Origin of the sequence: Methanosarcina barkeri str. Wiesmoor, assembly GCF_000969985.1 — an archaeon.
GTDB classification, from domain to species: domain Archaea; phylum Halobacteriota; class Methanosarcinia; order Methanosarcinales; family Methanosarcinaceae; genus Methanosarcina; species Methanosarcina barkeri_B.
In genome coordinates this window covers 2,547,189-2,571,011 of record NZ_CP009526.1, presented here as the reverse complement: position 1 = coordinate 2,571,011, position 23,823 = coordinate 2,547,189, and the positions used below count along the sequence as shown (strand labels likewise).

Here is a 23,823-nt window from a genome sequence, read left to right as displayed (position 1 = left end):
TAATTCAGATTTAGGAGGCACTTAATGGCAAGTAAAGTTTATTTTGCAGATCTCAGGGCGAGAAATCCAGAGGAGAGTACGATCAGCAAGATCCAGAAGCTTTTTGACGAAGCAGATTTTGCTGAACTCCTTGGAGAAGGTGATCTGACTGCAATTAAGATTCATTTTGGAGAGTACGGAAGTGACGGATATATAAATCCTGTTTTTGTGCGGCAGGTCGTAGAAAAAATCCGGGCATCTGGAGCAAAACCGTTTATTACGGACACGAATACGCTTTATTCAGGCAGCCGGCACAATTCGGTTGACCACCTGACGACTGCGATTGAACATGGTTTTGATTATTCCGTTGTCAGAGCCCCGCTTATCATATCAGACGGTTTGAAGAGCCAGAACGTTGCAGATGTTGAGATCGGAAAGAAACATTTTAAATCCGTAAAAATAGGGTCGGATATTGCTGCCGCCGATTCCATGATTGTGATGTCCCATTTTAAAGGGCACATTATGGCGGGCTTCGGAGGAGCTATCAAGAACCTTGCTATGGGCTGTGCTCCGGCATCCGGCAAGAAGGAACAGCATTTCCCGACAAGCCCGCATGTGGTTGAAGAAAAGTGCATAGGCTGCCAGAAATGTATTAAAATCTGTCCTGTAGGAGCCCCTTATCTTCTGGGAGAAGTCTCAATGATTGATCCTAATATCTGTATAAGCTGCGGACAGTGCATGGAAGTTTGCCCTGTGGGAGCTATAACTATAGATTGGGAACATGATATTCCAAACTTTCTGGAATGTCTTACTGAGTACGCTTATGGGGCAGTAAAAGGAAAGGAAGAGAAAGTAGGTTACATAAATTTCCTGCTTAAAATTACACCTGACTGCGACTGTGTACCCTGGAGTGATGCTCCTATCGTACCGGATATAGGAATTCTTGCCTCAAAAGACCCTGTTGCTCTTGACCAGGCAAGCTACGACCTCGTAAATAGGCAAAAAGGGCTCGTCAACTCCTCCCTTCAGTGCAACCACGAAGCTGGAGCCGATAAGTTCAGGGGAGCATGGCCAATGATCGATGGAACCCACCAGCTCAAGTACGGAGAAGAAATCGGGTTTGGAAAACGTGAGTATGAACTTGTTGAGATTTGAGTTAATTCAAAGACATATTGAAGTCTGAGTTATTAATTCTCAACAACTTTTTCTTTTTATTTGTTTTTTATATAAAAAGTCCTGAATATATACTTAGTTATAAGGATTAACTAAGGTCAATTTTCAGATCAATTCTTATAGGGTCCTTCCAAATCAGTACTAAAACTAAGGGCATACAATACTTATTTTAGATGATAAGTATGCATTTAGAGTTCCCCCAATTAAGGTACAGTCTAAAAATCAATTTTTTAGATAAATAATCTATAATACTCTTTTAAATCAAGAAAAAATTGAGATAAATACTTTATTCTTTTACAATTTATGTTTATTTATAAATAAGGCATCTGATGTCATTTTCATCCATACAAAATTCAATGTTAAAAGTAAGGATAAATCAACGTTTAATTTAACAATTAAAGTATTTAAGTCATTTAAACAGCAAATAGATCATTTAATGAATGTACCTTAACTGGGGGAGGGCTGACACTATATTTAATTGGGCAAATAAAGTTTAATATCCCTTAAAAAACTAATCATTTTTCAAGGGGTCTAAATTCTTAATAAATTTACAAATCAATTTTCAGGTCAATTTTTACTCAATTCTTAAATCAACCCACAAATCAACTTTAGTTGCTTTAATCGCAAATCTATTTTTTAAAAAGCTAAATATAGCAGATGCCACCACTTAATATATGAGTTAATCTTACCCAACTTTACTGGAGATGAATTAGAGTGACCATCTGGGAATATGATGTTAAAGAGATAAGGTTCAGTGAGTGGTCAAAGGCAAAAGAAGATCTTAACAGCCTCGGGACTGAAGGCTGGGAACTCATCAAGTTTGCGGACGAGATCGACGAAAACGGTATGATAGCAGCTGTTTTTAAAAGGCCTGTCGATTATGTTGACGCATCTTTTTAAAGTTCTTGTTTAAATCTATCATTTTTTTGCCTTTTTTTCTGTGTGAGAAGTTTAGTTTAGAGAATCGGCCTAAAGATTCAGTTTAAATTCCATGTCTCTTACATTCATTTTTCCTGCCTTTTGAACATGATCAGAAACTCAGTTCCAGAGTCTTTTTTAAGTTCAATACAGCCTTCGATCTGTTCTATGAGAATATTTACAAGTTGAAGCCCAAGAGAATCGGTATTTCTGAAGTCGAAATTTTCTGTCTATGGTTTTGAAAAGACTAATATAAACCTTGATTGGACGAGTATAGTCCTTCACGGAACTGAAGCTAACCTTGGTAAATTCGGATATAGCAGAGATCACAGAACTGATAAGCTGCAGATAACAGTTGGAATTAGTGAACTAGTTAATCCCATAAACATACCTATTGGAATTACAGTGTAAAGGAAACGTTCTTGATCTAGAGCACTTTTCCGATATTTATAAACAGGTTAAAAGTAGACTTAAAAGGTTCTCTTATTGTTTTTGATAAAGGAGCTAATACCGAAGAGAATCTCAACCTGATAAAGGATGCCGAGATGGATTATCTCACTTCTATGAAACTGAATTCGAGTGATAATAAAATAATTGAGAACTTTGATCTGAAAAGAGCAGAACTGATGAGCAGAACTGATCGATCCCGAAACAGGCATATATGGAATAAAAATCATCAAGCCAAGTAGTATAAAGTACTTCTATTTCTCTGAATCTCTACAAAAACAGCTAGAAGCAAAATCAAGAGCTGTTATGAAGAAGTTACAGGAAGCAAAAGAGGTTCAGAAAGTAGTCGAAAACAAAAAAGCTTCCTAAGAAATTCAGAGTAAATAATGAGTTGATAGAAATTAACTACTCTTTTAGAACTAAGCTTGAAGAGCTTAGTGACGAAGAAGCTATAGAGCTTCTAAAAGATTCACTAAATAATGGAAGAGAAGGATTTTTCCCTGAAATCAAACAGGAATTTAACACTTAAGACTGCGTCGGTAGATAGATACATCGGTAGATCTGTACATCAGTAGATCTATACATCGGTAGATCTATACATCAAAGATGGAACACGCATAGAAAAGCTCTATACGGCCGGATAAAACTAATGAGATATAGCGTTTTTTACTGGACTTCCAATATATGTAATCCAAGAATATGTAGAGATAATAAAAGCATATGAATAAGAAAAAAGTAATAAAACTGATATTGAAAATCAATAACTAGAAAGATCGAAGGTTCATATGAATTTATCAAAGGATATACTAATCAGCTATCCTCTTACCTACATTCCGCAGTATTTTTTTGAAAATCAATATTTTTCCTGATAGCGTTTTTGGAACAGAGCAAATAATTTGGATTTTTAATGGTATTTGGTGAAAATTGAATGATATCGTTTTTGGTCTCTAAATACACCACATCGTTGCTTTTACCTACTGCATAAAAGTCCAATAAATCTACATTTGATTGAAAATCGATAGCAGTAAAAATATGAATTTACGAAAATTTACTGCGGGAAGTGGGCTCTTAAACAATAAGATTCTTTTAGCGAAAATAGCTTTTTTTAGAATAATAATTATAATAACGTGGCTCTTAAAGAAACCTCTCTTTTAGGAAACAAAGATGTTTAAAATTCCCCGAGAATCTGCAGTACGATTCTTCTTACCTTTTCAATCCTGTCAAAGTTAATGTATACAATCTGTTGCCAGGTTCCAAGAGTAAGGTTTTTTTCAACAAAAGGCACTGTAAGGCTCGGGCCGATGAGCATAGCTCTTAAATGCGAGCCTCCGTTATAATCTCCCCAGGTTTTGTGATGGTGATAGTCCCTATCAAGAGGGATTAGCTGATCAAGCGTTTCAGAGACATCTTTTGAGAGATTAGGCTCAAATTCCATCGTAGTTATTGCTCCGGTTGACCCAATACAAAAGATCGTAACCGTTCCGTTTCTTATTTTTGATTTTCTTACCTCTTCTGAGATTATCTCAGTAATATCAACAATTCCGCAGTCTTCTTTTCCAGTTACTGAGATTTCTCTTGTTTCCACAGGCATGAAAAGATAATTGACCAGTCATGTTGATAAATTTTTCTAAGTATATGAGAAATTTCCTGTTAGTCTTGCTACTGCTGCACTGCTTCTAAAGAATAGAATCGATGCAAAAACCAGGAAAGATTATGGAGATATCCATTTTTGGCTTCTATAATGCCAATTGCCTTAACTTTCACTCTTGAAGCTAATTTGGCGACCCTCTGTGGTATCACTGCTCGAGCTGGTTTCACTGTTCGAGCTGGTTCCACTGTTCGAGCTGGTTTCACTGTCATGGTTGGTCTCGTTATCTTTGCTGGTTTCATTATTCTGGCTGGTTTTGAGTTCCTGGCTAGTTTTGAGTTCCTGACTGGTCTCGAGAGCCTGGCTTGTTCCACGTCCCTCGTGAGCTCCAAGGTCTAGTTGACCATCGGGGTAGCCTTCATCATAGCCGTGTACGTAACCTTCGTTATAGCTACTATTCTCACCTAAGCCACCTTTGACATCATAATAGTTTCCATTGAAAGCAGTCTGATAGCTGTCTCGGTAGCCGTCTTCGTAGCCATGCTGGTAATCGGGAGATCTCATGCCCGACATTTTTACTCCTAATATCAAAGTTAGTATGACAAAGACTACCAGTAAAACTCCACATATTTTAATCCAGCTTTTATTATTAGATTCGTTTATCAATCAACTTTCCCTCGGCAGATTATTAATAATAGATGTTCATATTTATTTTTTAAATAATATTAAGTAGTTGAATAATATTAAGTAGTTGAATAATATTAAGTAGTTGAATAATATGTAATTATTATTTTAATTCCGGGCAAAATCTTTTAGATCATATACAGAAGATTTACATATCATTTAAAGGTCTGATAAAGAGCTAGTTTGTTTTGTGTTACTTCTTAATATGTATATTTCTTTTGATTTTATCCTCTCAATTAGCTCATTTATGCCTGGTTTACATCTTATTTTTTGATAAGAGTTTTGACACAAAACCACACTGGTAATTTTGATCTGGAACTCCAGGCCATCAGATAAGGTTCTCAGTAACGGCTATATGCTTTTAATATTGGAGCTAAGTTCCGATTAGTATTAAATTATATAGGTAGTAATTATTTACAACACATTATTAATCTGTCAAATACTTTTATCCTGAATAGTGCAGTATGAATAGATTCAGAATAATATCCGCCAAAAGCTTCAAATTCTGTAATTAACTCATGAAATAGCTGAATGAATTCTTATTAAATTATCCTGTATATGAATTTTTATTTTTTTGTTGGATAGTTATGACAAAAGTACCTGTAGCAAATGCCTTTAAGAATAATATCTACCCTACATTTTGTGTCCTTAATTCTAAAAATATAAAGCATGCGAATGTAAAGAGTAAATAAAAAATCTTTGCTTTTGAGCGAAAAGATATTATGCCAGTACAGCAGGACTTTATATCAATAGCGCAGGATTCTATTATACTCCTGCAGGATTCTATGTTAACAGCAGGACTCAAGGCGGGAGATATGAAATATAGTACTGTCATCTTTGATTTTGATTATACACTAGCCGATGCAACGAATGGTATTGTGTCAAGTTTCAACTACGCCTTCAATAAGCTGGACATTCCCTGCTTTGACCGTGAAAGTATAAAAAGAACCGTCGGACTTCCACTCGACAAAGCATTTATTCAGTTAACAAATAATGAAAACGAAGTTTTGATAAATCGTTTTCTGAGCTTTTTTCGGGAAAAGGCTAACGAGGTAATGTCTAGAGATACCGTGCTGTATGCTGACACAGTAAATACATTAGAGCGATTAAAGCAGAGTGGGCACAATACAGGCATTGTAACCACAAAATATCATTTTAGAATAGTTGAAACTTTAAACATGCATGGAGTCCTGGATTTAATAGATATTATTGTTGGAGGAGAGGATGTTAAAGTCCCCAAGCCGTCTCCAGAAGGATTACTGCTTGCAGTTGACAACCTTAAAGTACAACTCGATAATGTGCTCTATATTGGAGATAGTCTTATTGATGCTAAAACAGCCCTCGCAGCAAATGTTGATTTTGTGGCCGTGACCACAGGAACGACAAAGGAAACTGAGTTTTTACAATATCCGTATGTAAAAATAGTAAAAAGTTTATCCGAGCTTTTTAGCGAGTAAAGACTATTCCTTTTATTTTTAGAATCTCAGTATGTACTTGAAATAACGTAATAAAGCGTAAAATCTCCCGGAAAGGCTGAAACTGTCAGGAGTATAAATGCTATACATGTCGATTTTACCATGAGCTACCTGGTAGTCCAGATTGAAAAATTAAGGTCTCAGCATTCAGCTGTGGATATGCTGCTGCCAGGAAAAGAAAAAAATGCAGGGTTTTGTATCCGGCGTACAAAACCTGGTTGAGAGTGCAGGTGCTCTATTGAAGTCACCAGGAGAGGCCCTGCAACTGTAATTGAAACGCTAGGGGCCATGAACCCTCGAATTGTGCAATCCCTTTTGCCAGGTGAGGAGAAAATGAAGGGCGTGATGTCTGGCATGAATGCGGTCAGCTATCAGGCCCCAGGGATAGGGCTGATTCCTCAAAAGAAAAACTCTACCCAGGTAAGCTGACACCTTGTAAGGTTAGTAAATCCTACAGGCCATCTTGAGATTATAGGAGTCTTCACCGTGGACAAACCAGGCGGCGCCAACGAATATACCAAATAAGGCGAGTATGTTCTGTTTTTTGGACAGCTTTGGGAAAAAGGTTAGCAATTAAAACAGGCCAGATTTCTGTTAAGAATATCATTTTAATACTTAGGAATATGATAATTACAGAAGTGTGGAATAAGTTTTATAGTAAGTCACAGGATCTCCATTAAGGACGCGACTGCTGCTTACAGGGATTTTTCTCAGCATGCAGAAGGCTATACTAAGGTGGTAATTAGATCTAAATATTAAAAAATTTAAATTTAAATATTATAAAATTAAGTTTTAAAATTGATAACTATGAACAGTGAGGATTTTAATACTTATTTTTCATTTTTTCGGGCTGATGAAAGCAAATGATCTCTCTTGAGGGTTCAGAATTTTCTTGCAGTATCAAAGTTTACGGATAAATTTAAATTTTTACAGGAAGGGTTCTACATTTTCGTATCTGTTTTCATAAATAATAAATATGATGGATTTTATTTATATAACTGTATGAGTCAATCTGATTATGAATTTTGAATAACGCTTTTCTTTATGAGAATGAATCTGTCTAAAATAAAGTGTTTGAAATTGAACCGAGCAAAATAAATATATTATTGAAGTTACAACTTATTGATTATATTATGTCAGTTGAAAACCAAAATGAGACTGTTTGCCCAAATCCTGAATGCAAATATTATCTCAGGATAGAAGGGAAAGCTATTATAAAGCGAGGAAAGTATAAAACCGGGCACCAACGGTACTACTGTAAACATTGCGGAAAGTTTTTTATGGATACAAAAGGTACCGCTGTTTATCGTAAGCATCTATCCGCAGATGAGATAAAACTGATATATCGGCTATTTCTTGAAAAAAATGGAATAAGAAGTATTGAACGAATAACAGGGCATCATAGGGATACAATAAGCCATTTGATAAAAGACACGGTAAAGAACCAGAAAACGGAAGAATACCTTGTCAAACAAATCGGGCTTACAGCCAGTGAATGTGAAAAATTATGGGGACTTCTGGAAAAAAAGAGAGAAACTTCCCGAAAGAAACCCTGAAAAAGCAGGCACATGCTTGTTTTCCTGAGTATGGGCAAGCCGATGCGCAGTGTCCGAAAATGAATATAGCCTTGCAAAAAAGAAATATCCTTGAGAATAAAGAAATATAAATGCTATGTGATAAAACATATTAAATATATGAATAATTTCATAATTTAAAAACAAATCATAATAAATAGCTATTTTACATGAATATATCCTATGAAAATGCCATCTAAAAACGTCATTTGGAGATCTTATCTGAAGACGTCACCTGTAGACATTTATCAAATTACAATAATCAAGTTTGTATTTAAGTAAATCCTTTTTAAACTACCGTACTTATTGAAAATATTTAAAGTTTTCCTTATACAATCCTTGACTCTATTTTTCTGATCTTAAATTCATAGTTTTCGAGAAACAAATTCAGTGTTTATTTTGTAAGCTCCATTTTAATCTTCATAAATATTTTCAAGTCCCATAAGTATTTTATAGAGGGACATATAATGAACTTATACACATCATAAAAAATATTCATTCTTTTTGATCTGTTAAAAAGTATAAATTTCCGAAGCAAGAGTCTTGTGCTGCTAACTTGCAGGAGATTGGAGACCCTGGGTGCGTCGGTTAGAAATATTCCTCATCAGAAGAAAGGAGCCAGAAACATGAGTAAAAGTACAGCATTGAAGGCAGCATCCCAGTTTTTTAGTTTATTGTTTTGCCTGATATTGTTACCGGCTGCGTTTGCTCAGCCAGAAGAGCTTAATGGAACAGTTATCTACGAAAATGGAACTTATGAAAGGAATATAGTTCCTGGACTGGAAGAAATTTACGGGAATTACACCGTACATGATATAAAACCAGATTACTATTCGGTAGATCTCATGCCGGGAGAATATGAAACTTTCAACGTTAGTTTCAGGAACGAAGGTAACGAAAACCTCGACATAGCTCCGAAAGTTGCAGCTCCATCTAACGATTACTATGATGTTGTAAACGAAAGCTGGATTACGATTTTACCTGAAAATGTAACGTTAAGCCCTGGTGTAGAGCAGAATTTTACCATTGAGGTAAGTGTTCCTGAGGATGCGGAAAGTGGGGAGTATGAAGCCCAGGTAGCTTTCACAAATGATACCTATCCAGAAAAATATGATACTCCTGTATATATTCAGGAACCTGCTGAAGGATATGATGATTATCTATATACTGAAGGATATGATGATTATCTATATACTGAAGGATATGATGATTATCTATATACTGAAGGATATAGTGATCCTATGTATGTCAATGCAATGCAACTTTGGGTCTCAGTGCCTGTCCGTCCGAAGCTTGAGCTTCAGACAAGTTATGTTTCTGACACCGTTGAGCCTGGAAAGGAATATATATACGTTATAAAAATTAAAAACGTGGCAGGCAAAGATGTTACTATCGATCCGAAGTTAATGAAATACGAGATATATGACTATTCATTTGACGAACCATCTTTTAGTGATGATACAATAGAGATCTCCGCACCTTCAACCATAAAAGCCGGCGAAATTGCTAATATGACCATCAGAGTTCCAGTCCCGGAGGATGCGAGCGGAAGTTATGATGCTTATATCGAAATGAACGCTGATGGGAACGAGAATGATGGATCCGTTCCGCAAATAAGCCTGAGCTTTACGGTTGATAAACAGCCTACACGTCCTTACGTAAGAACCTTTAATACCACAACTGCCGACCCGATAACGATTGAAGTTTCGGCGGAAACTTTTGATCAGGATGAATCTGTGCGTATCTCTCCTGAAAAGGAAGAGCCGAGTTTTGAAATAAACCTGACATGCAATTCCAGCCCTGTTAATCTAACCCTTGTGAAAGCCGCTGAAAGTGGTACCGTATACTCTCAAGGATATATATTCCCAATATGGGCGACGGAAAATAGTTCAAGCTATCAGAGTGACAGCGGGAAATATACAGAAACGTATAGAACAGCTGGAGCAATCGGAACCTGGGAACTTACAATTCTCTCGAAAAACATAAACAGTTTCGACTACTTAATAACTGTTGGGGAATCCGAATAAAAATTCAAACAAAAAACGGAAAATGAAGTTTGAAATGAAAAAAAATTAAGAGGAGCTGACAGGACTGGCTTTCAATTATCAAAGATTCTGTCTCTACTCATTAATTTTTCACTTTTCCTATTTTTACAATTATAATTCTACTTGCTTTTGATATTAGAATTTTTTTTCTTTTGTGTTAGAATTCTACATTCTTTTTGCTTTTGATATTAGAATTTTTTTCTTTTGTGTTAGAATTCTACATTCTTTTTCCACTTTTTCTTTTACATTAGACTTCTCCTTCCTTTTGCCATTATATTTCGCATTTTATATTGGAATTTTACTTTCTGAATACCATATGAAAAATATAATTTTTCGTAAAGATATGATGTATGAGTTTTTTCATAAAAAATATGAAATATGCGGTTATATAATTAGACAAAGGGAAATCTGCAGTAGGCAGAAACTTATTTCATGAAACATAATATAGAGCTGAAGGGGGCTTAGCTTGAAATTTGAACGCATTAAATCGGAAGGTCTGGCTCATCTTTCTTATTTCATTGGTTCGGAAAATGAAGCCATAGTTATCGATCCTCGAAGAGACTGTCAGGTCTATGTCGAGCTTGCCAGAAGAGAAGGCATGAACATAAAATATATTTTTGAAACCCACAGAAATGAAGACTACGTAATTGGTTCCCTGGAATTGAAGAAGCTTACAGACGCAGAGATTTATCATGGTCATGGAGTGGGTTTCAAATATGGGAACTACTTAAATGAAGGCCAGGAGTTCGATTTCGGTTCAATGAAATTGACGGCTTTACATACTCCGGGACATACCGATGAGAGTATGTCCTACTTCCTGGCAGACCTTGATACAGGAAAAGAACCGGTAATGGTTTTTACGGGAGATGCACTGTTTGTAGGCGATACCGGAAGAATCGATCTCTATGGCCCAGAGGAAGCTCCAAGACTGGCAGCAAATCTCTATGATAGCATATTTAACAAAATTCTTCCACTGGGAGATGGAGTAATACTATGTCCTGCACATGGCTCAGGCTCGGTTTGTGGGGGAGCTATCGCCAAACGGGACTACAGTACGCTTGGACTTGAGCGCGTACAGAACCCTGCTCTGCAGAAGACAAACAGGGAAGAGTTTATCAAGTTCAAACTTGAAGAACAGCTCGATTTTCCTCCTTACTTCAAGAAAATGGAACAGTACAACCTGCAAGGAGCTCCTCTGCTGCAGGGCCTACCTACTCCTAAACCGCTTTCACCCGCGGAGTTCCGGACGGAAATAGAAAAAGGAGCAGTGATCGTTGATACGCGCATGCCTCACTCCTTTGGAGGAACGCATATAAGAAACTCCTACAGCATCTGGCTCGGAGGAGTACCTTCATTTGCGGGCTGGGTTCTTCCTTATAATAAACCCATACTCCTAGTGCTGGAGGAAAAAGAACAGCTTGAAGCCGCTATAAGGTATCTGGTCCGTCTGGGTTATGATAATATAAAGGGTTTTTTGAGCGGCGGAATTTCAGCCTGGTATATGAAAGCCTTAACTGTAGACGAAGTTAGTCTCATCTCGGTCCACGATCTGAAGAATAAACTGGAGAAGCACGAGGAGATGACACTACTGGATGTGAGAAAGGAGAAAGAATGGGATGAAGGACATATTCAGGGAGCTAAAAATATATACGTTGGGGAGCTTGAAGAAAATCTTGATAAAGTCCCGAAGGACTCTCGGGTAATTGTTTATTGTGATAGTTCCAGGCGTTCCAGTATAGCAGCTTCGATTTTAAAGAAGCATGGCTATAATAATGTATCTAATGTGCTTGGCAGCATGACTGCATGGAAAAATGCCGGATACAACACAGTAAAATAAACTTTTTTATAAATTTAGATTTTATAAACTTATTTTTACAAGCTTATTTTTTTCTTTAAGCTGTGTACTCAGAAAAGGAATTTAGAAATCTTTATATTCTCTCTCTTTTTTTAACATACCATGGTTTTACATGTTCCACGCATTCTTCTTCCAAAAGATAATTGGGAAAAGTGGGCAGTGATTGCCTGTGATCAGCACACTCAGGACCCGGAGTACTGGAAAAGAGTTGAAGAATTTATTGGAGATGCCCCCTCTACTTTTAACTTAATTTATCCGGAAATATATCTTCCGCTAGATGAAAATAGAGTAAATAAGATTCATAAAACCCTAAGTGACTACAAAAAACTTCTCGTTGACCACGGCCCCTGTTTTATTCTCGTAAGGCGTTTGGTCTCAGGTAAGGAAAGAACCGGACTTGTTGTTGCAATAGACCTGGAAGAATACCAGTTCAACGGGTCCGACTCGTTTATCAAACCAACGGAAGGCACTATTAAAGAAAGGCTTCCTGCAAGAGTCAGGATAAGGGAAAATGCAGAACTGGAACTCTCGCACATCTTAGTGTTATATGATGATCCTTATTTCTCGGTTATTCCCAGAAACCCTGATGATTTTGTTTGTGAAGAGAACAAAGTTTATGATTTTAACCTGATGGAAAACGGCGGTCACATCGCGGGTTACAGGATCAGTGATGAAAAGATAATTACAGAAATTTCGGATAAAATCCTGAACCTGGAAACACTTCTTGTTGGTGATGGAAACCACAGCCTTGCTGCTGCAAAGAGCTTCTGGGAACAAATTAAAGGGACTGTACAGGCCGATCATCCTGCAAGATACGCAATGGTTGAGCTTGTAAATGTTCACGACCCCGGACTTTCCTTTGAACCTATTCACAGAGTTGTAAGCGGAATTGAACCTGAAGAGCTGCTCAAAAAATTTGATGCAAGAATCGAAGAAACCAGACCTTCTATCTCAAATGCCGATTTTCCGGTTGCAGGACATTCAATAGGGTTTATTACAAAAGACAGGTCTGGCATGCTGATTTTTGATAATCCCGTATACGATCTTGAGGTCGAAACCCTTGACGAGATCATTGATAATTATTCAATCGAATATGAACATGATCCTGAAGTTGTGGAAAAACTTGGAAAAAAACAGGGTAATATCGGTTTCTTCCTTCCCCCATTGAAAAAGAGCGATTTCTTTTCTCTTATTAAAAAGAAAGGGGTTCTTCCGAGAAAATCGTTTTCTCTTGGAAAGGAAAACGAGAAGAGGTATTATATCGAAGCCAGAAAGATTGTTCCATAAGGCTTCCTGTCCTTTAGTCTCTTTCAGTTTTCTTTGATTCTATCCTTTTTCTTTATCTTCTTCTCTATCTTTCTTTTTCCTACTCTTCCTCTCTATCTTTCTTTTTCCTACTCTTCCTCTCTATCTTTCTTTTTTCCAATTATTCCTTTCTATCTTTCTTTTTCCTACTCTTCCTCTCTATCTTTCTTTTTTCCAATTATTCCTTTCTATCTTTCTTTTCGCTATCCTTGTTTCCAGATATTATTCTTCTTTATTTATTTAATATCAGTCTTTACATTTTCAATGAGAGACAAATTCCTAATGTTTATAAAGTTCTTGGTTTGTATATTTGTTCTGTCGCTTCGGTCTAACCAGATAGGGTTATAAAAATACGGAACCCTCCGCCATTTCATTATGATAGACAGGAAGGGCTTAGAATATAATTTGTACTGTGAACTACCCCTTCCTGTCGCCTACAAAAGAAGGTAAGGAAGTTGACAGCTTTCATCCTCCACCTGCCACTTTCCGGCTTTCGCCAGAAATTGTCGAGGAAGGGGACTATTGTTGAAGAAGGGGACTTCTCGTCTTCAGAGTTAAAAGAGACTATTTCAATTAAAAAAAAGATGTCCATTTATGAGAAAGTCACTTACTTTGACAGTCAAATTATAAATACCTTTAATCTAATAATTGCTTTAATATAATTATTGATTTATTGAATAAATAATCACTGGGGGAGTGGAATATGCCGGGTTTGATAGGACTTGCTGTGGTCTTTCTAATATTGGCATTGATTGCATATATACTGGGCGCAAGGGGAGTTGCCGGTTTATCAATGGATATTGCAAAGTGGCTCGTCATAATCTTTATCATACTTGCAATCATCTCGTACTTGTTATGACGGTAGCCTTTACGGGGTTAATACTGGTTAAGAATAGCCTATAGACTTGAGGTGATAGAGAGTAGTATATCAGTGTCAAAAAGATAAAAGCCATTTTACTTTTCCCCATACTTTATCTGATAATTATTCCTCAGGCACATTGTTTTATCCTAAAATTATTTCGCTTTTTTAATTTCTTTTATTGCAGTTATATATCGTATACATGTGACCCATTATTTTAGTCCAACTTCAAATTTGCTTCATTTTACGTAATCATTTCACAATACAAAAATGGAGTTGAAATTCACTAAACGTTTAACATTTTGCGTCGTCTGCTGCTGTATCATGTATTGGAGCCAAATGGTTTTGAGTCTGCAAAATAATTTCAGGATACAACAGTTTCATAATAAACTCATTTCATAATAAACTGAGGTTCCACTATTTTCTGCAAGATTCCTTATTTTTCAATAATATTAGGTAATAATATTTATTTTGCAAAAAAATTTGATTAATGCAGTGTAAATTTGATTTAATAAAATTTTATGTCACTAATTTTAATTATGGCACTTTTTAATTATGTAATAAAGAAAAATACCCTATTTAAATTTTAAACACATAATTAATATTCATATACATATTCAAGTTGTAGAAGAAGATCATATAAAATATTAATTTATCAATAGTATGTAGCATTAATTAAGCTTTTATCACTAAATTATATGTTCATCTACATTTTGCGCTGTTATTTAAAGGCACTAGATGTAATTTTTTGATTAAATAAGCCATTTTGAACTATTTTTTTGCCTTTAACGCCTTTTCATCAATTTTGGCAAAGCCTCAACTCATTTCATAACGAACTCATTTCATAACGAATTCATAGACGCTACATTGTAAGATGAAGCAAAATAACCATTTAATGAATCATAAATAGCTATTGCTATCTATCTTTTTACTATCTGTATTCATTCAGTTTTACAGCTTTCTCATTATCACAGTTAAATTAAACTTGCCCTCTATGTATCCTGCTTTGAAATGTTAAGAACCGATGTACTTAGTACCAGGAACCACCATTAGAGGGGATGGTCATGTTCGATTCTGTCTACTTCTGCAACGGCCTCAATTTTAGAAAGGTTCTTTATCGCAGTATTTCCTCTGATTATGACATCTGGACCTTCTTGAGTATCTGTAATTACCAGTCCTTTTGCCTCAAGTTCAAGTGTCACTTTCTCAAGGATTGAATCTTTTTCCAGAAATAGTCTAATATCAATACGATCTTCAGGTGCAATCTTTAATTTGTCCATTATTATAGGTTCCAACTCAGCAGAAAATTTCGATGCCATCACTAATTCCCCCATATTCAGATTAATTATTTCACATAAATAACTGGCTATCTTGCCTAAGAGACTATCCAAAAAAACGTAACAGCGTCCTTAAAGTTAAATCGTGAACTGATCCCAAAACTCATAATTTGATTTTGAGCCGATCCCAAAAGCCACTTTACTCTTAATCATTGGGAATTCTCAGAATTATTTTCATGATCATGAGCTTGATTGATTATTCAAAATACAAGGTCCAAGAAGCAAATTTCAAGTTTTGAGATGACCTCTTTTTGAATCTCGTATTTGGAACAATCAATTGAATACCTAATCACTAAAATAATCCCGAAAACTCATGATAATTTAGAATAAAATAAGTTTTTGGATAGGCTCATCTATAAAATCTGGTACTTTGATCAAAATGGCAAACAGTTCTGGAAAGATTAATAGTTAAAAATTAAAACCAATGTATCAAAAATATTTTTTTGTCAACATTAATTTAAAATGTGAATTTACAACTCGCAAATATCAAAATGAATGAAAAATTCAATTTATTCTATATAACTACTATGCACTATAGGAAAAAAATCAATTACGGCAACGACTGCGGATTAAAGTCACATTTTATATAGTTAATGGTCTAATGATGCTGATTTTCCAGTTCAACTGTGTAAGTTCTAGACATAATCTCATCTTACAATTTGTTTGTAACATCTTGAAGCTTGTCTAGATAAGTTTTCTACAAAGCCAAAATACATATGCTAAATTCAAATATATAAAATGCAGATCTAAACTGCAGTGCTTACTATGCTTGATCTGGCACTTCAAGTGCATAATTTCGAATTAATTGAAGAAATGGCAAAACACTTGTTGTGACCTACATTTTATTCTAAAGTATCAATAATAAGCTATATCATCCTATCACTTATTCTTAATTGAATTAATTGGCTTTATCCACGGAACCCCGTCGTCGTCAATACTAATCCGAGCATTTATCCCATAGACAGATTCTATAGTTTTTTGCGTTAAGACCGAAGATGGAGAACCTGATGCATAAATTTCTCCCTTGCTCATAACGACTATATTGTCGGCAAATCTGGCTGCTAGATTAAGATCGTGCAAGGCAATTATAGTAGTCATACCCTTTTCTAGTGTTATTTTTTGTATTAATTCAAAAAGCTCTAATTGATATTTCAGGTCTAAACCATTAGTTGGCTCATCCATTAAAAGGAGTTTGGGGTCTCTAATTAAGGATTGAGCAATGAAAACCATTTGCTTTTGTCCACCACTTAATTCACTAATACTTCTTAGAGCTAAATCTTCAATTCCTAGGTACTTCAGTACATTCGAAACTGCTTCAAGATCCGCCTCGTTTACCTTCCAGAATAAAGAATTTGCCATTCCCAGAAGAAGAATTTCAAACACGGTTAAAGAACCGGTTATTTTTGACTCTTGAGGAAGGTAGCTTCTTAAACGTATCAGGTCTTTTTTTTCAAAACTCTTCACATCTTTTCCATCAAACATTATCGTTCCTTTAGGGTCCAATACTCCAGCTATACATCTCAAGAGAGTTGACTTACCTGCAGCATTTGGACCTATCAGTGCTGTAATCTTTGATTCTATCTTGAAATTCATTTCATTGAAAATAAGAGATGAATTGTAACTGAATGAAAAATTATTAATCTCTAATTTCAAAAGGACTCGCTCCTTTTCATTATAATTAACGATAAAAAGAAAGGAACACCTATCATAGAAGTGGCAATTCCTATAGGGAATACACCTTTGTGACAAACTATCTTCCCGCCAATCGAAGCCAAAGATAGAAAAAGCGACCCTAAAAGTGCAGACAAAGGTATGAAGTACCTCTGATCTTCACCTGTAAGAATTCGAGCTATATGAGGTGGAACGAGACCTACAAAACCTATTGTACCAACAAAACATACAGCAGATGCTGTAAGGATAGTTACGCAAATGATCACTTTTAAGCGTAGTTTTTCAACGTTAATTCCTAAACTTTTGGCCTTCTCGTCTCCCAGTTTTAGTGCTGTAAGTTTCCAAGAATTAATGGCAAGTAATGGAACGATGATAATAAATATAACAAAACAAATTAATACTGTAGACCAGGAGGAGTTCTCGAAACTGCCAAATAACCAAAATACTATTTTTTGAAGCTGCTCATCTGTTGCTAAATATTCAAGTAAAGATATTAGTGCCTGGAACAAAAATAATAGGGAGACTCCAGTAAGAATCATAATCTCTTTGCTGGCATTTTTTATTTTAGCGATAAGGCATATTATAGAAAATGAGATAAATGAAAAAATAAAAGCATTAATAGAAACAAGGATACTTCCAGCAAAAGGGATTGTGCCTAGTCCGAAAACTACAGCAAGAGCAGCACCAAAGCCAGCAGCAGCTGATATGCCGAGTGTGTACGGGCTCGCCAGAGGATTATCAAGAATAGTTTGTACTTCCGCGCCAGCTACAGCGAGAGATGCACCGACAATAATTGCCATCAGAGCTTTAGGTAATCTAAAATCCCAGACAATGACAGTTGTATTAGGATCGTTTAAATGTGGTGAAATTATTGTTGAAAAGACGTCATAAACAGAAAGTGATGAAGATCCTACTGCAATATCTGTTAAAAATGCAAGGAATACTGCAATTGCAAAACAAATGAAATAAAGAGATTTTTGCTTTATTATAGTATTATATGTATCTCTGTTTGCAGATTTCATTTCTCTTGCGCCTCCCCAATATCCAAGATCCACACACCATTATAATCAATAGGCAGATATCTCTCATGAAATTCTCTTAAATTTGCTTCCGGATCTAAATCAGCAAATTTCTCTGGATACATCCATTTAGCAAGTGCCTGAATTCCCGCAAAATTATATATATGATAACTAATACCTTGATGAATCCCATGAATATTATTATTTTTTACTGCATTAAGTGTGTTCCATCCTGAGCGGGTACAGAAACCTTGAAGACGTTTTCTGGATTCATTTAGATTTGTTGCATATCCAAGTATCATTGAATCTTTACTCTCTGGCCAGTACTGGCCAGCTATTATTATGATATCAGGATTTTCAGCCAGAAGGTATTCCGGATCTATGGGAGCCATACTTGCAACACCTTCGGCAACGTTTATACCATTTAATTTTGTGATCATTGGTCCCCAGTTTGAGGTACTAAAAGTCATTCCATACTGAGATGGGCCAAATGAACCATATTCAACGTAAACTTTCTGTTTTGTATCATTTTCTTCCTCGCTATTCAGGACTGAATAAACCTTATCCATCTGTTCCCCGTAAAATCTAGAAATATCTTCTGCTCTTTTTTCCCTACCCAGTACTTGACCCATTACTAGTATGCTCTTCTGTGTATTTTCTAAAGGGTCTTTCCAGAAATCTACAAAAAGAACGGGAATTCCGGCATTTTCCAGATTTTCAGTACTCTTTTGTGCGATCTCTTTCATCATTAATGGCATTATAACAAGGTCAGGATTAAGAGAAATAATAGCTTCTGTATCAAATGTATTTTTATTAAGAGATCCGACTGCAGGAATGTTTTCTATTTCAGGGTACTTATTTAGATATTCATTGTAGGTATCTATGTCATAAGTTTCAAGTTCTGAACCCCAACCAACTATTTTTTCTGTAAAATTTTCACCTTCTAGAGCGGCAAATTCCTGAATATAAAGAGACTGACCTAAAACAACTCTTTCGACTCTTGTAGGAACAGTAACTTCTCTTCCAGCAAGATCAGTCACAGTTATTGTAAAATGCTTTCTTGCGGTTTCTCGCAACATATCCTTTTCAAGACACTTCACATTTTCTCCGGTATATGTAAACTTCATGTATGAGATAATTGCATCTGAAAGTTCTGCTCTAGAGATCATGTTATCATTATTCAGATCCCCTGGAATTGCTGCACTAGCCACACATATTCTCAAAGACATTAAGAAGCACAATAAGATACCTACAAATAACTTTCTTTTTACAGTTGTATTCATTTTAAACACCTACTGTGTTCTTCTCCCGCTCTAATAATCTCTTAAACAATAAGCTGATAAACCAATTATCGCGATCATTGCTACAGTACTTAAAAAAGGTGTACTTTTCGATTCAGGTTCCTGTGGTTGCGCTTCACTTTTGCTGGAGTAGTTTGATTTGCTGGAGTAGTTTGATTTAGCGATCACATCTGTATTTGCAATTACTCCTTCGGTTTTATCCAGAGGATCATACCATGTTCCTGTAAATGCTCCACCTCCAGATAAAGGTGCTTTTACTCGATATGTGATTTCTGTTTCCCCTATAACTGAAAAAAATATTTTTTGTTTAGATTGGCTAGTCTGCGTTTCTGGATGGCTTGTGCCAATGTAAGAAAACCCTTCAGGAATACTTTCAACAATGCCAGCTACGTCCATCCCTGATACATTAAGAGTAACAGCAAATTCTGAATTTGCAGCAGGTTCAGTTGTTGAAAGAGTTCGTATAATTTTCACTTCTTCTGCTATTGCTGTTGAGTTAATAAGAATTGTAACCGCTAATGAAAACAATACTATTTTCCCAAATTTCCATTTTATTTTTATCCCTCCTATAATTTTATGATAATTTTTTAGCTTCTTGGAAAATATCATTGCGAATTTATTGCAAACTTTTTCCAAGTAGGCTGGTTCTAAATATTTTCAGCTAATTGCAGATAATTACGGATGGACGCAGATGATTTCAAGTCATAGATTCTATCTACGGTTTTTTATCGGAAACTCAGCAACAAGTTTTGATTTCAAAATCCAGTTTTATATGAATAGTTTAGAATTGATGTTTATCCTACATCTCACGGATGTACACAGAAGTAGAAATTATTTGCCGATTTGCCCAAAATAATCCATTAAAGAACGGTTAACTTTTAAATGACTGCCATTTTGAGAAAATGAATAGTATTTTTGTGTGTATCCGCGGAAAGTAAGTTTATGTAATTCCTAATACGATTACGGAGTTTGATTTTTGAAAATATCCTCTGAACATAAATTTCCCAATAAAAATCTTAGAGGATAAAATATACTAATTTACTTTTGCCACCACATTTCTACATGATTGGTTTGAGCCTCGATAGTCAAAAAACCGTCCCTGTTTTTTAGAATACATTTTAGATAATCACGAAGTATCTGCTCTTGAGAGGAATTTGTAATTTTATACATAGGAATACAATACTCGACAGCTTCATCAAAAGACGAAAATCTATTTATATAATTTAATTTGGACACATTTACATTAGGATAAATATCCATCTGATATAGAACATTATATAAAATATTGCTTTTTGGCATAGGTTGATAATCCTTGTCATGAAGAACAGGCCAGATCTCAGGGGAATATATATCCCATAAATTGCTTCCTGCAATCCAATAAAGGTGCACACTACTTGAAGAAGAAGAAATCATTTTTATTATTGCATTTTTTATGTCAACCATCCCGAGAGAGTATGAAGCAAATACTATATCGTACGGACCTTCAAGATCTGTTTCTGTATCCACATCTTCCCAACGTTTATTTACACAATTAATATTGGTAATATCAAATTTCTTGATGTTATCTTGCAAAATACCCATCATTTCTCTTGAAGGTTCTACAGCTGTGACATGAGCTGCTTTTTTAGAAATTAGAATTGAAAGAACTCCAGGACCTGAGCCTATATCGAGCACTCGAGATTTAGAAGTTATTGGCAGACTATTCATTGTCTTCTGAATTCTTCCTTTATCGTTTTCCATTGTTATTTCCAAAAACAATTTTGCATTCAATCGTTTACTCCAGAGAGATGCATAATCGTCGGCAGGATTTGAACCTATGTTTTTCAACATCTGATCTTTCCAAACTTCATTCCAATCAATTGTATTCGTATCCATTTTTTCCCTTCAAATGTCTCAATTATTTGTATGTATTTTTAACTGGAATTCAGGGTTTCCGAATTTTCTGTAAATTCAGAGTCAAATTTTTGTATACTGACCAGAATTCAGTTCTCTTGATGTTGGATTTCCCAACGGCTAACTTATTAAGATTTATGATTTTAAGATTTATGATTTTAAGATTTATGATTTTAAGATTTATGATTTTAAGATTTATGATTTTACAGAAAAATTGACACACTGCCAACTGGAAAACTTTCATGCTTTATTTTTTTCATTTAATTAAACACACTTAACAAGTAATTGTAGTTCTCAAAGTGTTATCTATCGCTATCATCTTGCTTACATATGTGAATGTTTATCGGTTGAATGTAATATTTTATATATATTACTAAACGGATTACAAATATAAGCTAAAATACTAATATGATGATTCTTCGCTGTTTCGAGTGGGTAACTTACATCTCTTAAATATCATAGTAATATATATATAAAATTTATAAACAGTCGTGGTTGAACATCACATTCAAGCTTGATGTTTCTCTTTTTGTCTGGTTACTTTGTAACTGAGCCATTATTTTCAACCCACATAAACCGCGAAGAACCAGTATGCTTTATGTATGAGCCTGTCCCAAAAGTAATATTATATTGAAATTATAAACTTACTTTTATTTTATTCCATGAAATCAATGACGTTCTATGGAACTTCATAGAACTTTATCTTCCTCCATATAAATTACATACATGAAGGCCATGTGCAAATATGAGGAAGTTAATGAACGGTATTTTGTATGTTGTTATGACAGGTTATACGTGGAAGATAGCAGGTTTTTGATTGTTGAACCTAAATTCCATGTCTCAAAGCTTAGTTTTGAAAGCACTCTGGAGATTGCCCGATCCGTAGGTATGGAACAAGTCTCTGAACCTAAGTTTTCCTTCGATAGAGCAGTACTTTTGAAGTTTGCTTCAGGAAAAAGGGTCTGATACTCCAATATGCAGATGAATACGCAGATGAATATGCAGATGAATATGCAGATGAATATGCAGATGGCTGATCTCAGATTCTTTTCAGGTATACGTTGAGAGTTTGTTGTTTTTAAGGGATAAGCTGCTTGAATTATTTCAAAAAAGTGGCTAACCGGTATTTATAGCTAGCTGGTATTTATAATGTTTACTCTTTTTATGCTGAAACGTTTATAGGTAGAAGCGTAAAACCCCGAAGTCTTTAGCTTCGTGGGATATAAGCGTCAACTTCACCCCTGATTTCGTATATAATATTCTGCCGCCTCTTTTCATATTTACCAAAAAATTTATATATTGTTAAAGCATATACTACTCTGTATGATGAAAGCGTTCAAATTTAGACTCTATCCTACAACTACGCAGTCTGTTCAATTGAATCAGCATATAGGTAGCTGTAGATTTGTCTACAATTGGGCGTTGGATCAAAAAATTAAAACTTACGAACAAACAGGAAAATCTATTTCCAGATTTGACTTAAACAAAAAGATTCCTGTCTTGAAATCTTCTAATGAATGGTTAGGAAAAGTAAACTCACAGTCATTACAAGGAATGACTAAGCAGGTAGAATCTGCTTTCACCAGATTTTTCAGAGAAAAGAATGGATTTCCTAAGTTTAAATCAAAGAAAAATCCAATTCAATCATTTCCTATACCCCAACACTATTCTGTGAATTTTGAAAACAACACAGTTAAGCTTCCAAAAATCGAACCGATTAAAGCAGTTCTTCATAGGAAGTTTGAAGGCGAGCTTAAAACAGCTACAGTATCAAGGTCTTGTAAAGGGAATTACTACATTAGTATCCTTGTTGAAGACGGAAAAGAACTTTCAGCAAAGCAACCTTTCACAGAATCAACTACCATAGGAATAGATGTAGGTATCAAAGATTTTGCTATACTCTCTACAGGTGAAAAAATAGCGAATCCTATGTATCTTAAAAACTCCCTCAAGAGACTTAAAGTACTTCAGAAAAGAGTTTCAAGGAAACAAAAAGGTTCAAAGAACAGAACAAAAGCCAAAAAGAGGCTTGCTGTACTCCATGAGAAAATAAGCAATCAGAGACATGATTTCCAGAACAAACTCTCTTTTAAACTTATAAGCGAAAACCAAGCTATAGCTCTGGAAACTCTGAACGTTAAAGGAATGGTTAAGAATCACCACTTATCACAGTCTATAAGTGATTCTGCATGGAGTATCTTTGTTACAAAATTAGAATACAAAGCGGCATGGTTCGGAAAAACTATCCTGAGAATTGGACAGTTTGAGCCATCTTCTAAGCTTTGTAATGTCTGCGGATATCATAATTCATATTTGACATTAAAAGATAGAGAATGGACTTGTCCAGACTGTAAAACAAAACATGATAGAGATATAAATGCCGCTATCAATATCAAGAAATTCGCTCTCATAGATCAAAATCTAATTGGGTTGTAACACCTACGGAACGTGGGGAAGAGCCTGGGGACTTGCCCTCAATGGAGGGAGGAATGAACCAGGAAGCCCCTAAGTCTTTAGCTTAGGGGTAGTTCACGTCTTCTTAAAATTCAGTTAGAAACAAAACTTATATCTTAAATTTAGATTTCCATTAGCAATTGCATTTTTTATTATACCTTTTTAACAGAATAAGGAACTTCGATAATTAGTTTTCTAGCTTTTAGATTGATAACCATAGTATCGGTATAAAGGACTGTAAAGTCA

21 protein-coding genes and 2 pseudogenes are annotated in these 23,823 nt (G+C 35.3%); 14 read left to right on the top strand and 9 right to left on the bottom strand.

Translation table 11 applies throughout. The features are described from left to right. Window positions 1-24 precede the first annotated feature (24 nt). The 3 genes and pseudogenes from MSBRW_RS10685 to MSBRW_RS21220 all read left to right on the top strand — a co-directional run. Window positions 25-1,134 carry a DUF362 domain-containing protein gene (locus tag MSBRW_RS10685; RefSeq protein WP_011307666.1) on the top strand — a complete coding sequence of 370 codons (1,110 nt, stop codon included), beginning with the start codon at window positions 25-27 and terminating at the stop codon, window positions 1,132-1,134. Window positions 1,135-1,866: 732 nt separating this feature from the next. Next, window positions 1,867-2,052, top strand: coding sequence for a hypothetical protein (locus MSBRW_RS10680; protein WP_011307667.1), 186 nt, complete (start codon window positions 1,867-1,869; stop codon window positions 2,050-2,052). A gap of 219 nt (window positions 2,053-2,271) precedes the next feature. Beyond that, a pseudogene (locus tag MSBRW_RS21220) lies at window positions 2,272-3,059 on the top strand (transposase); the annotation flags it as partial. Between the two features lie 626 nt (window positions 3,060-3,685). Here MSBRW_RS21220 and MSBRW_RS10670 read toward each other — a convergent pair. Together MSBRW_RS10670 and MSBRW_RS10665 are read right to left on the bottom strand one after the other, a co-directional pair. Beyond that, window positions 3,686-4,108, bottom strand: coding sequence for a secondary thiamine-phosphate synthase enzyme YjbQ (locus MSBRW_RS10670; protein WP_011307668.1), 423 nt, complete (start codon window positions 4,106-4,108; stop codon window positions 3,686-3,688). Window positions 4,109-4,270: 162 nt separating this feature from the next. Continuing rightward, window positions 4,271-4,678, bottom strand: a complete 408-nt coding sequence (locus MSBRW_RS10665; RefSeq protein ID WP_011307669.1) for a hypothetical protein — start codon at window positions 4,676-4,678, stop codon at window positions 4,271-4,273. An 833-nt stretch (window positions 4,679-5,511) separates the two neighbouring features. Here MSBRW_RS10665 and MSBRW_RS10660 point away from each other — a divergent pair. Further along, on the top strand, window positions 5,512-6,246 hold the full coding sequence (locus MSBRW_RS10660; protein ID WP_198137165.1) for an HAD family hydrolase: 735 nt from the start codon (window positions 5,512-5,514) through the stop codon (window positions 6,244-6,246). Between the two features lie 158 nt (window positions 6,247-6,404). On the opposite strand, the gene MSBRW_RS22245 is transcribed toward MSBRW_RS10660, so the two are convergent. Next, complete coding sequence (locus MSBRW_RS22245; protein WP_155398199.1) at window positions 6,405-6,554, bottom strand: hypothetical protein; 150 nt, start codon at window positions 6,552-6,554, stop codon at window positions 6,405-6,407. Here MSBRW_RS22245 and MSBRW_RS22975 point away from each other — a divergent pair. From MSBRW_RS22975 to MSBRW_RS21215, 8 genes and pseudogenes are all read left to right on the top strand, one after another. Further along, entirely contained in the window at window positions 6,553-6,693 is a 141-nt protein-coding gene (locus MSBRW_RS22975) for a hypothetical protein (RefSeq protein WP_196297992.1), read from the top strand. The two genes, MSBRW_RS22245 and MSBRW_RS22975, sit on opposite strands and share 2 nt — an antisense overlap. Before the next feature lie 704 nt (window positions 6,694-7,397). After that, window positions 7,398-7,541: pseudogene (locus tag MSBRW_RS24465) on the top strand (hypothetical protein); the annotation flags it as partial. A 3-nt stretch (window positions 7,542-7,544) separates the two neighbouring features. Then, window positions 7,545-7,820, top strand: a complete 276-nt coding sequence (locus MSBRW_RS10650; protein WP_196297991.1) for a helix-turn-helix domain-containing protein — start codon at window positions 7,545-7,547, stop codon at window positions 7,818-7,820. Between the two features lie 644 nt (window positions 7,821-8,464). After that, window positions 8,465-9,865 carry a COG1470 family protein gene (locus MSBRW_RS10645; RefSeq protein WP_011307672.1) on the top strand — a complete coding sequence of 467 codons (1,401 nt, stop codon included), beginning with the start codon at window positions 8,465-8,467 and terminating at the stop codon, window positions 9,863-9,865. A gap of 484 nt (window positions 9,866-10,349) precedes the next feature. After that, a complete protein-coding gene (locus MSBRW_RS10640; RefSeq protein WP_011307673.1) occupies window positions 10,350-11,720 on the top strand; it encodes an MBL fold metallo-hydrolase in 1,371 nt (456 codons plus the stop codon). Between the two features lie 177 nt (window positions 11,721-11,897). Next, entirely contained in the window at window positions 11,898-13,025 is a 1,128-nt protein-coding gene (locus tag MSBRW_RS10635; RefSeq protein ID WP_230669693.1) for a DUF1015 domain-containing protein, read from the top strand. Between the two features lie 473 nt (window positions 13,026-13,498). Beyond that, window positions 13,499-13,705, top strand: a complete 207-nt coding sequence (locus MSBRW_RS10630) for a hypothetical protein (protein ID WP_048136541.1) — start codon at window positions 13,499-13,501, stop codon at window positions 13,703-13,705. Window positions 13,706-13,746: 41 nt separating this feature from the next. Further along, window positions 13,747-13,902: a DUF1328 domain-containing protein gene (locus tag MSBRW_RS21215; RefSeq protein WP_048102912.1), complete on the top strand. Its 156-nt coding sequence runs from the start codon at window positions 13,747-13,749 to the stop codon at window positions 13,900-13,902. A gap of 1,049 nt (window positions 13,903-14,951) precedes the next feature. On the opposite strand, the gene MSBRW_RS10620 is transcribed toward MSBRW_RS21215, so the two are convergent. The 6 genes from MSBRW_RS10620 to MSBRW_RS10595 form a co-directional block, all read right to left on the bottom strand. Next, the gene (locus MSBRW_RS10620) at window positions 14,952-15,221 is read right to left on the bottom strand and encodes a hypothetical protein (protein WP_011307676.1); all 270 of its coding nucleotides are present in this window, start codon (window positions 15,219-15,221) and stop codon (window positions 14,952-14,954) included. 897 nt (window positions 15,222-16,118) lie between these two features. Further along, window positions 16,119-16,892: an ABC transporter ATP-binding protein gene (locus MSBRW_RS10615; RefSeq protein WP_011307677.1), complete on the bottom strand. Its 774-nt coding sequence runs from the start codon at window positions 16,890-16,892 to the stop codon at window positions 16,119-16,121. Further along, window positions 16,889-17,932 carry a FecCD family ABC transporter permease gene (locus MSBRW_RS10610; RefSeq protein ID WP_011307678.1) on the bottom strand — a complete coding sequence of 348 codons (1,044 nt, stop codon included), beginning with the start codon at window positions 17,930-17,932 and terminating at the stop codon, window positions 16,889-16,891. Before MSBRW_RS10610 ends, MSBRW_RS10615 begins: the two co-directional genes overlap by 4 nt. After that, window positions 17,929-19,212, bottom strand: coding sequence for an ABC transporter substrate-binding protein (locus tag MSBRW_RS10605; RefSeq protein WP_011307679.1), 1,284 nt, complete (start codon window positions 19,210-19,212; stop codon window positions 17,929-17,931). The genes MSBRW_RS10610 and MSBRW_RS10605 overlap by 4 nt, the downstream gene beginning before the upstream one ends. 30 nt (window positions 19,213-19,242) lie before the next feature. Further along, window positions 19,243-19,866: a hypothetical protein gene (locus MSBRW_RS20325; protein ID WP_052728869.1), complete on the bottom strand. Its 624-nt coding sequence runs from the start codon at window positions 19,864-19,866 to the stop codon at window positions 19,243-19,245. Between the two features lie 402 nt (window positions 19,867-20,268). Further along, window positions 20,269-21,000: a class I SAM-dependent methyltransferase gene (locus MSBRW_RS10595; RefSeq protein ID WP_230669691.1), complete on the bottom strand. Its 732-nt coding sequence runs from the start codon at window positions 20,998-21,000 to the stop codon at window positions 20,269-20,271. Window positions 21,001-21,858: 858 nt separating this feature from the next. Here MSBRW_RS10595 and MSBRW_RS21205 point away from each other — a divergent pair. Beyond that, window positions 21,859-22,089 (top strand): hypothetical protein, encoded by a 231-nt coding sequence (locus tag MSBRW_RS21205; protein ID WP_080944038.1) that lies wholly within the window; start codon window positions 21,859-21,861, stop codon window positions 22,087-22,089. Between the two features lie 357 nt (window positions 22,090-22,446). After that, window positions 22,447-23,559 (top strand): IS200/IS605 family element RNA-guided endonuclease TnpB, encoded by a 1,113-nt coding sequence (gene tnpB / locus MSBRW_RS10585; RefSeq protein WP_011307682.1) that lies wholly within the window; start codon window positions 22,447-22,449, stop codon window positions 23,557-23,559. Window positions 23,560-23,823: the final 264 nt, after the last annotated feature.

What these genes read in the sequence shown, in the direction of transcription:
- MSBRW_RS10685 (WP_011307666.1), top strand. Translation starts at nt 25, where the DNA reads ATGGCAAGTAAAGTTTATTTTGCAGATCTCAGGGCGAGAAATCCAGAG.
- MSBRW_RS10670 (WP_011307668.1), bottom strand. Translation starts at nt 4,108, where the DNA reads ATGCCTGTGGAAACAAGAGAAATCTCAGTAACTGGAAAAGAAGACTGC.
- MSBRW_RS10665 (WP_011307669.1), bottom strand. Translation starts at nt 4,678, where the DNA reads ATGTCGGGCATGAGATCTCCCGATTACCAGCATGGCTACGAAGACGGC.
- MSBRW_RS10660 (WP_198137165.1), top strand. Translation starts at nt 5,512, where the DNA reads ATGCCAGTACAGCAGGACTTTATATCAATAGCGCAGGATTCTATTATA.
- MSBRW_RS22975 (WP_196297992.1), top strand. Translation starts at nt 6,553, where the DNA reads ATGAACCCTCGAATTGTGCAATCCCTTTTGCCAGGTGAGGAGAAAATG.
- MSBRW_RS22245 (WP_155398199.1), bottom strand. Translation starts at nt 6,554, where the DNA reads ATGGCCCCTAGCGTTTCAATTACAGTTGCAGGGCCTCTCCTGGTGACT.
- MSBRW_RS10650 (WP_196297991.1), top strand. Translation starts at nt 7,545, where the DNA reads ATGGATACAAAAGGTACCGCTGTTTATCGTAAGCATCTATCCGCAGAT.
- MSBRW_RS10645 (WP_011307672.1), top strand. Translation starts at nt 8,465, where the DNA reads ATGAGTAAAAGTACAGCATTGAAGGCAGCATCCCAGTTTTTTAGTTTA.
- MSBRW_RS21215 (WP_048102912.1), top strand. Translation starts at nt 13,747, where the DNA reads ATGCCGGGTTTGATAGGACTTGCTGTGGTCTTTCTAATATTGGCATTG.
- MSBRW_RS10620 (WP_011307676.1), bottom strand. Translation starts at nt 15,221, where the DNA reads ATGGCATCGAAATTTTCTGCTGAGTTGGAACCTATAATAATGGACAAA.
- MSBRW_RS10610 (WP_011307678.1), bottom strand. Translation starts at nt 17,932, where the DNA reads ATGAAATCTGCAAACAGAGATACATATAATACTATAATAAAGCAAAAA.
- MSBRW_RS10605 (WP_011307679.1), bottom strand. Translation starts at nt 19,212, where the DNA reads ATGAATACAACTGTAAAAAGAAAGTTATTTGTAGGTATCTTATTGTGC.
- MSBRW_RS21205 (WP_080944038.1), top strand. Translation starts at nt 21,859, where the DNA reads ATGTGCAAATATGAGGAAGTTAATGAACGGTATTTTGTATGTTGTTAT.
- tnpB (WP_011307682.1), top strand. Translation starts at nt 22,447, where the DNA reads ATGATGAAAGCGTTCAAATTTAGACTCTATCCTACAACTACGCAGTCT.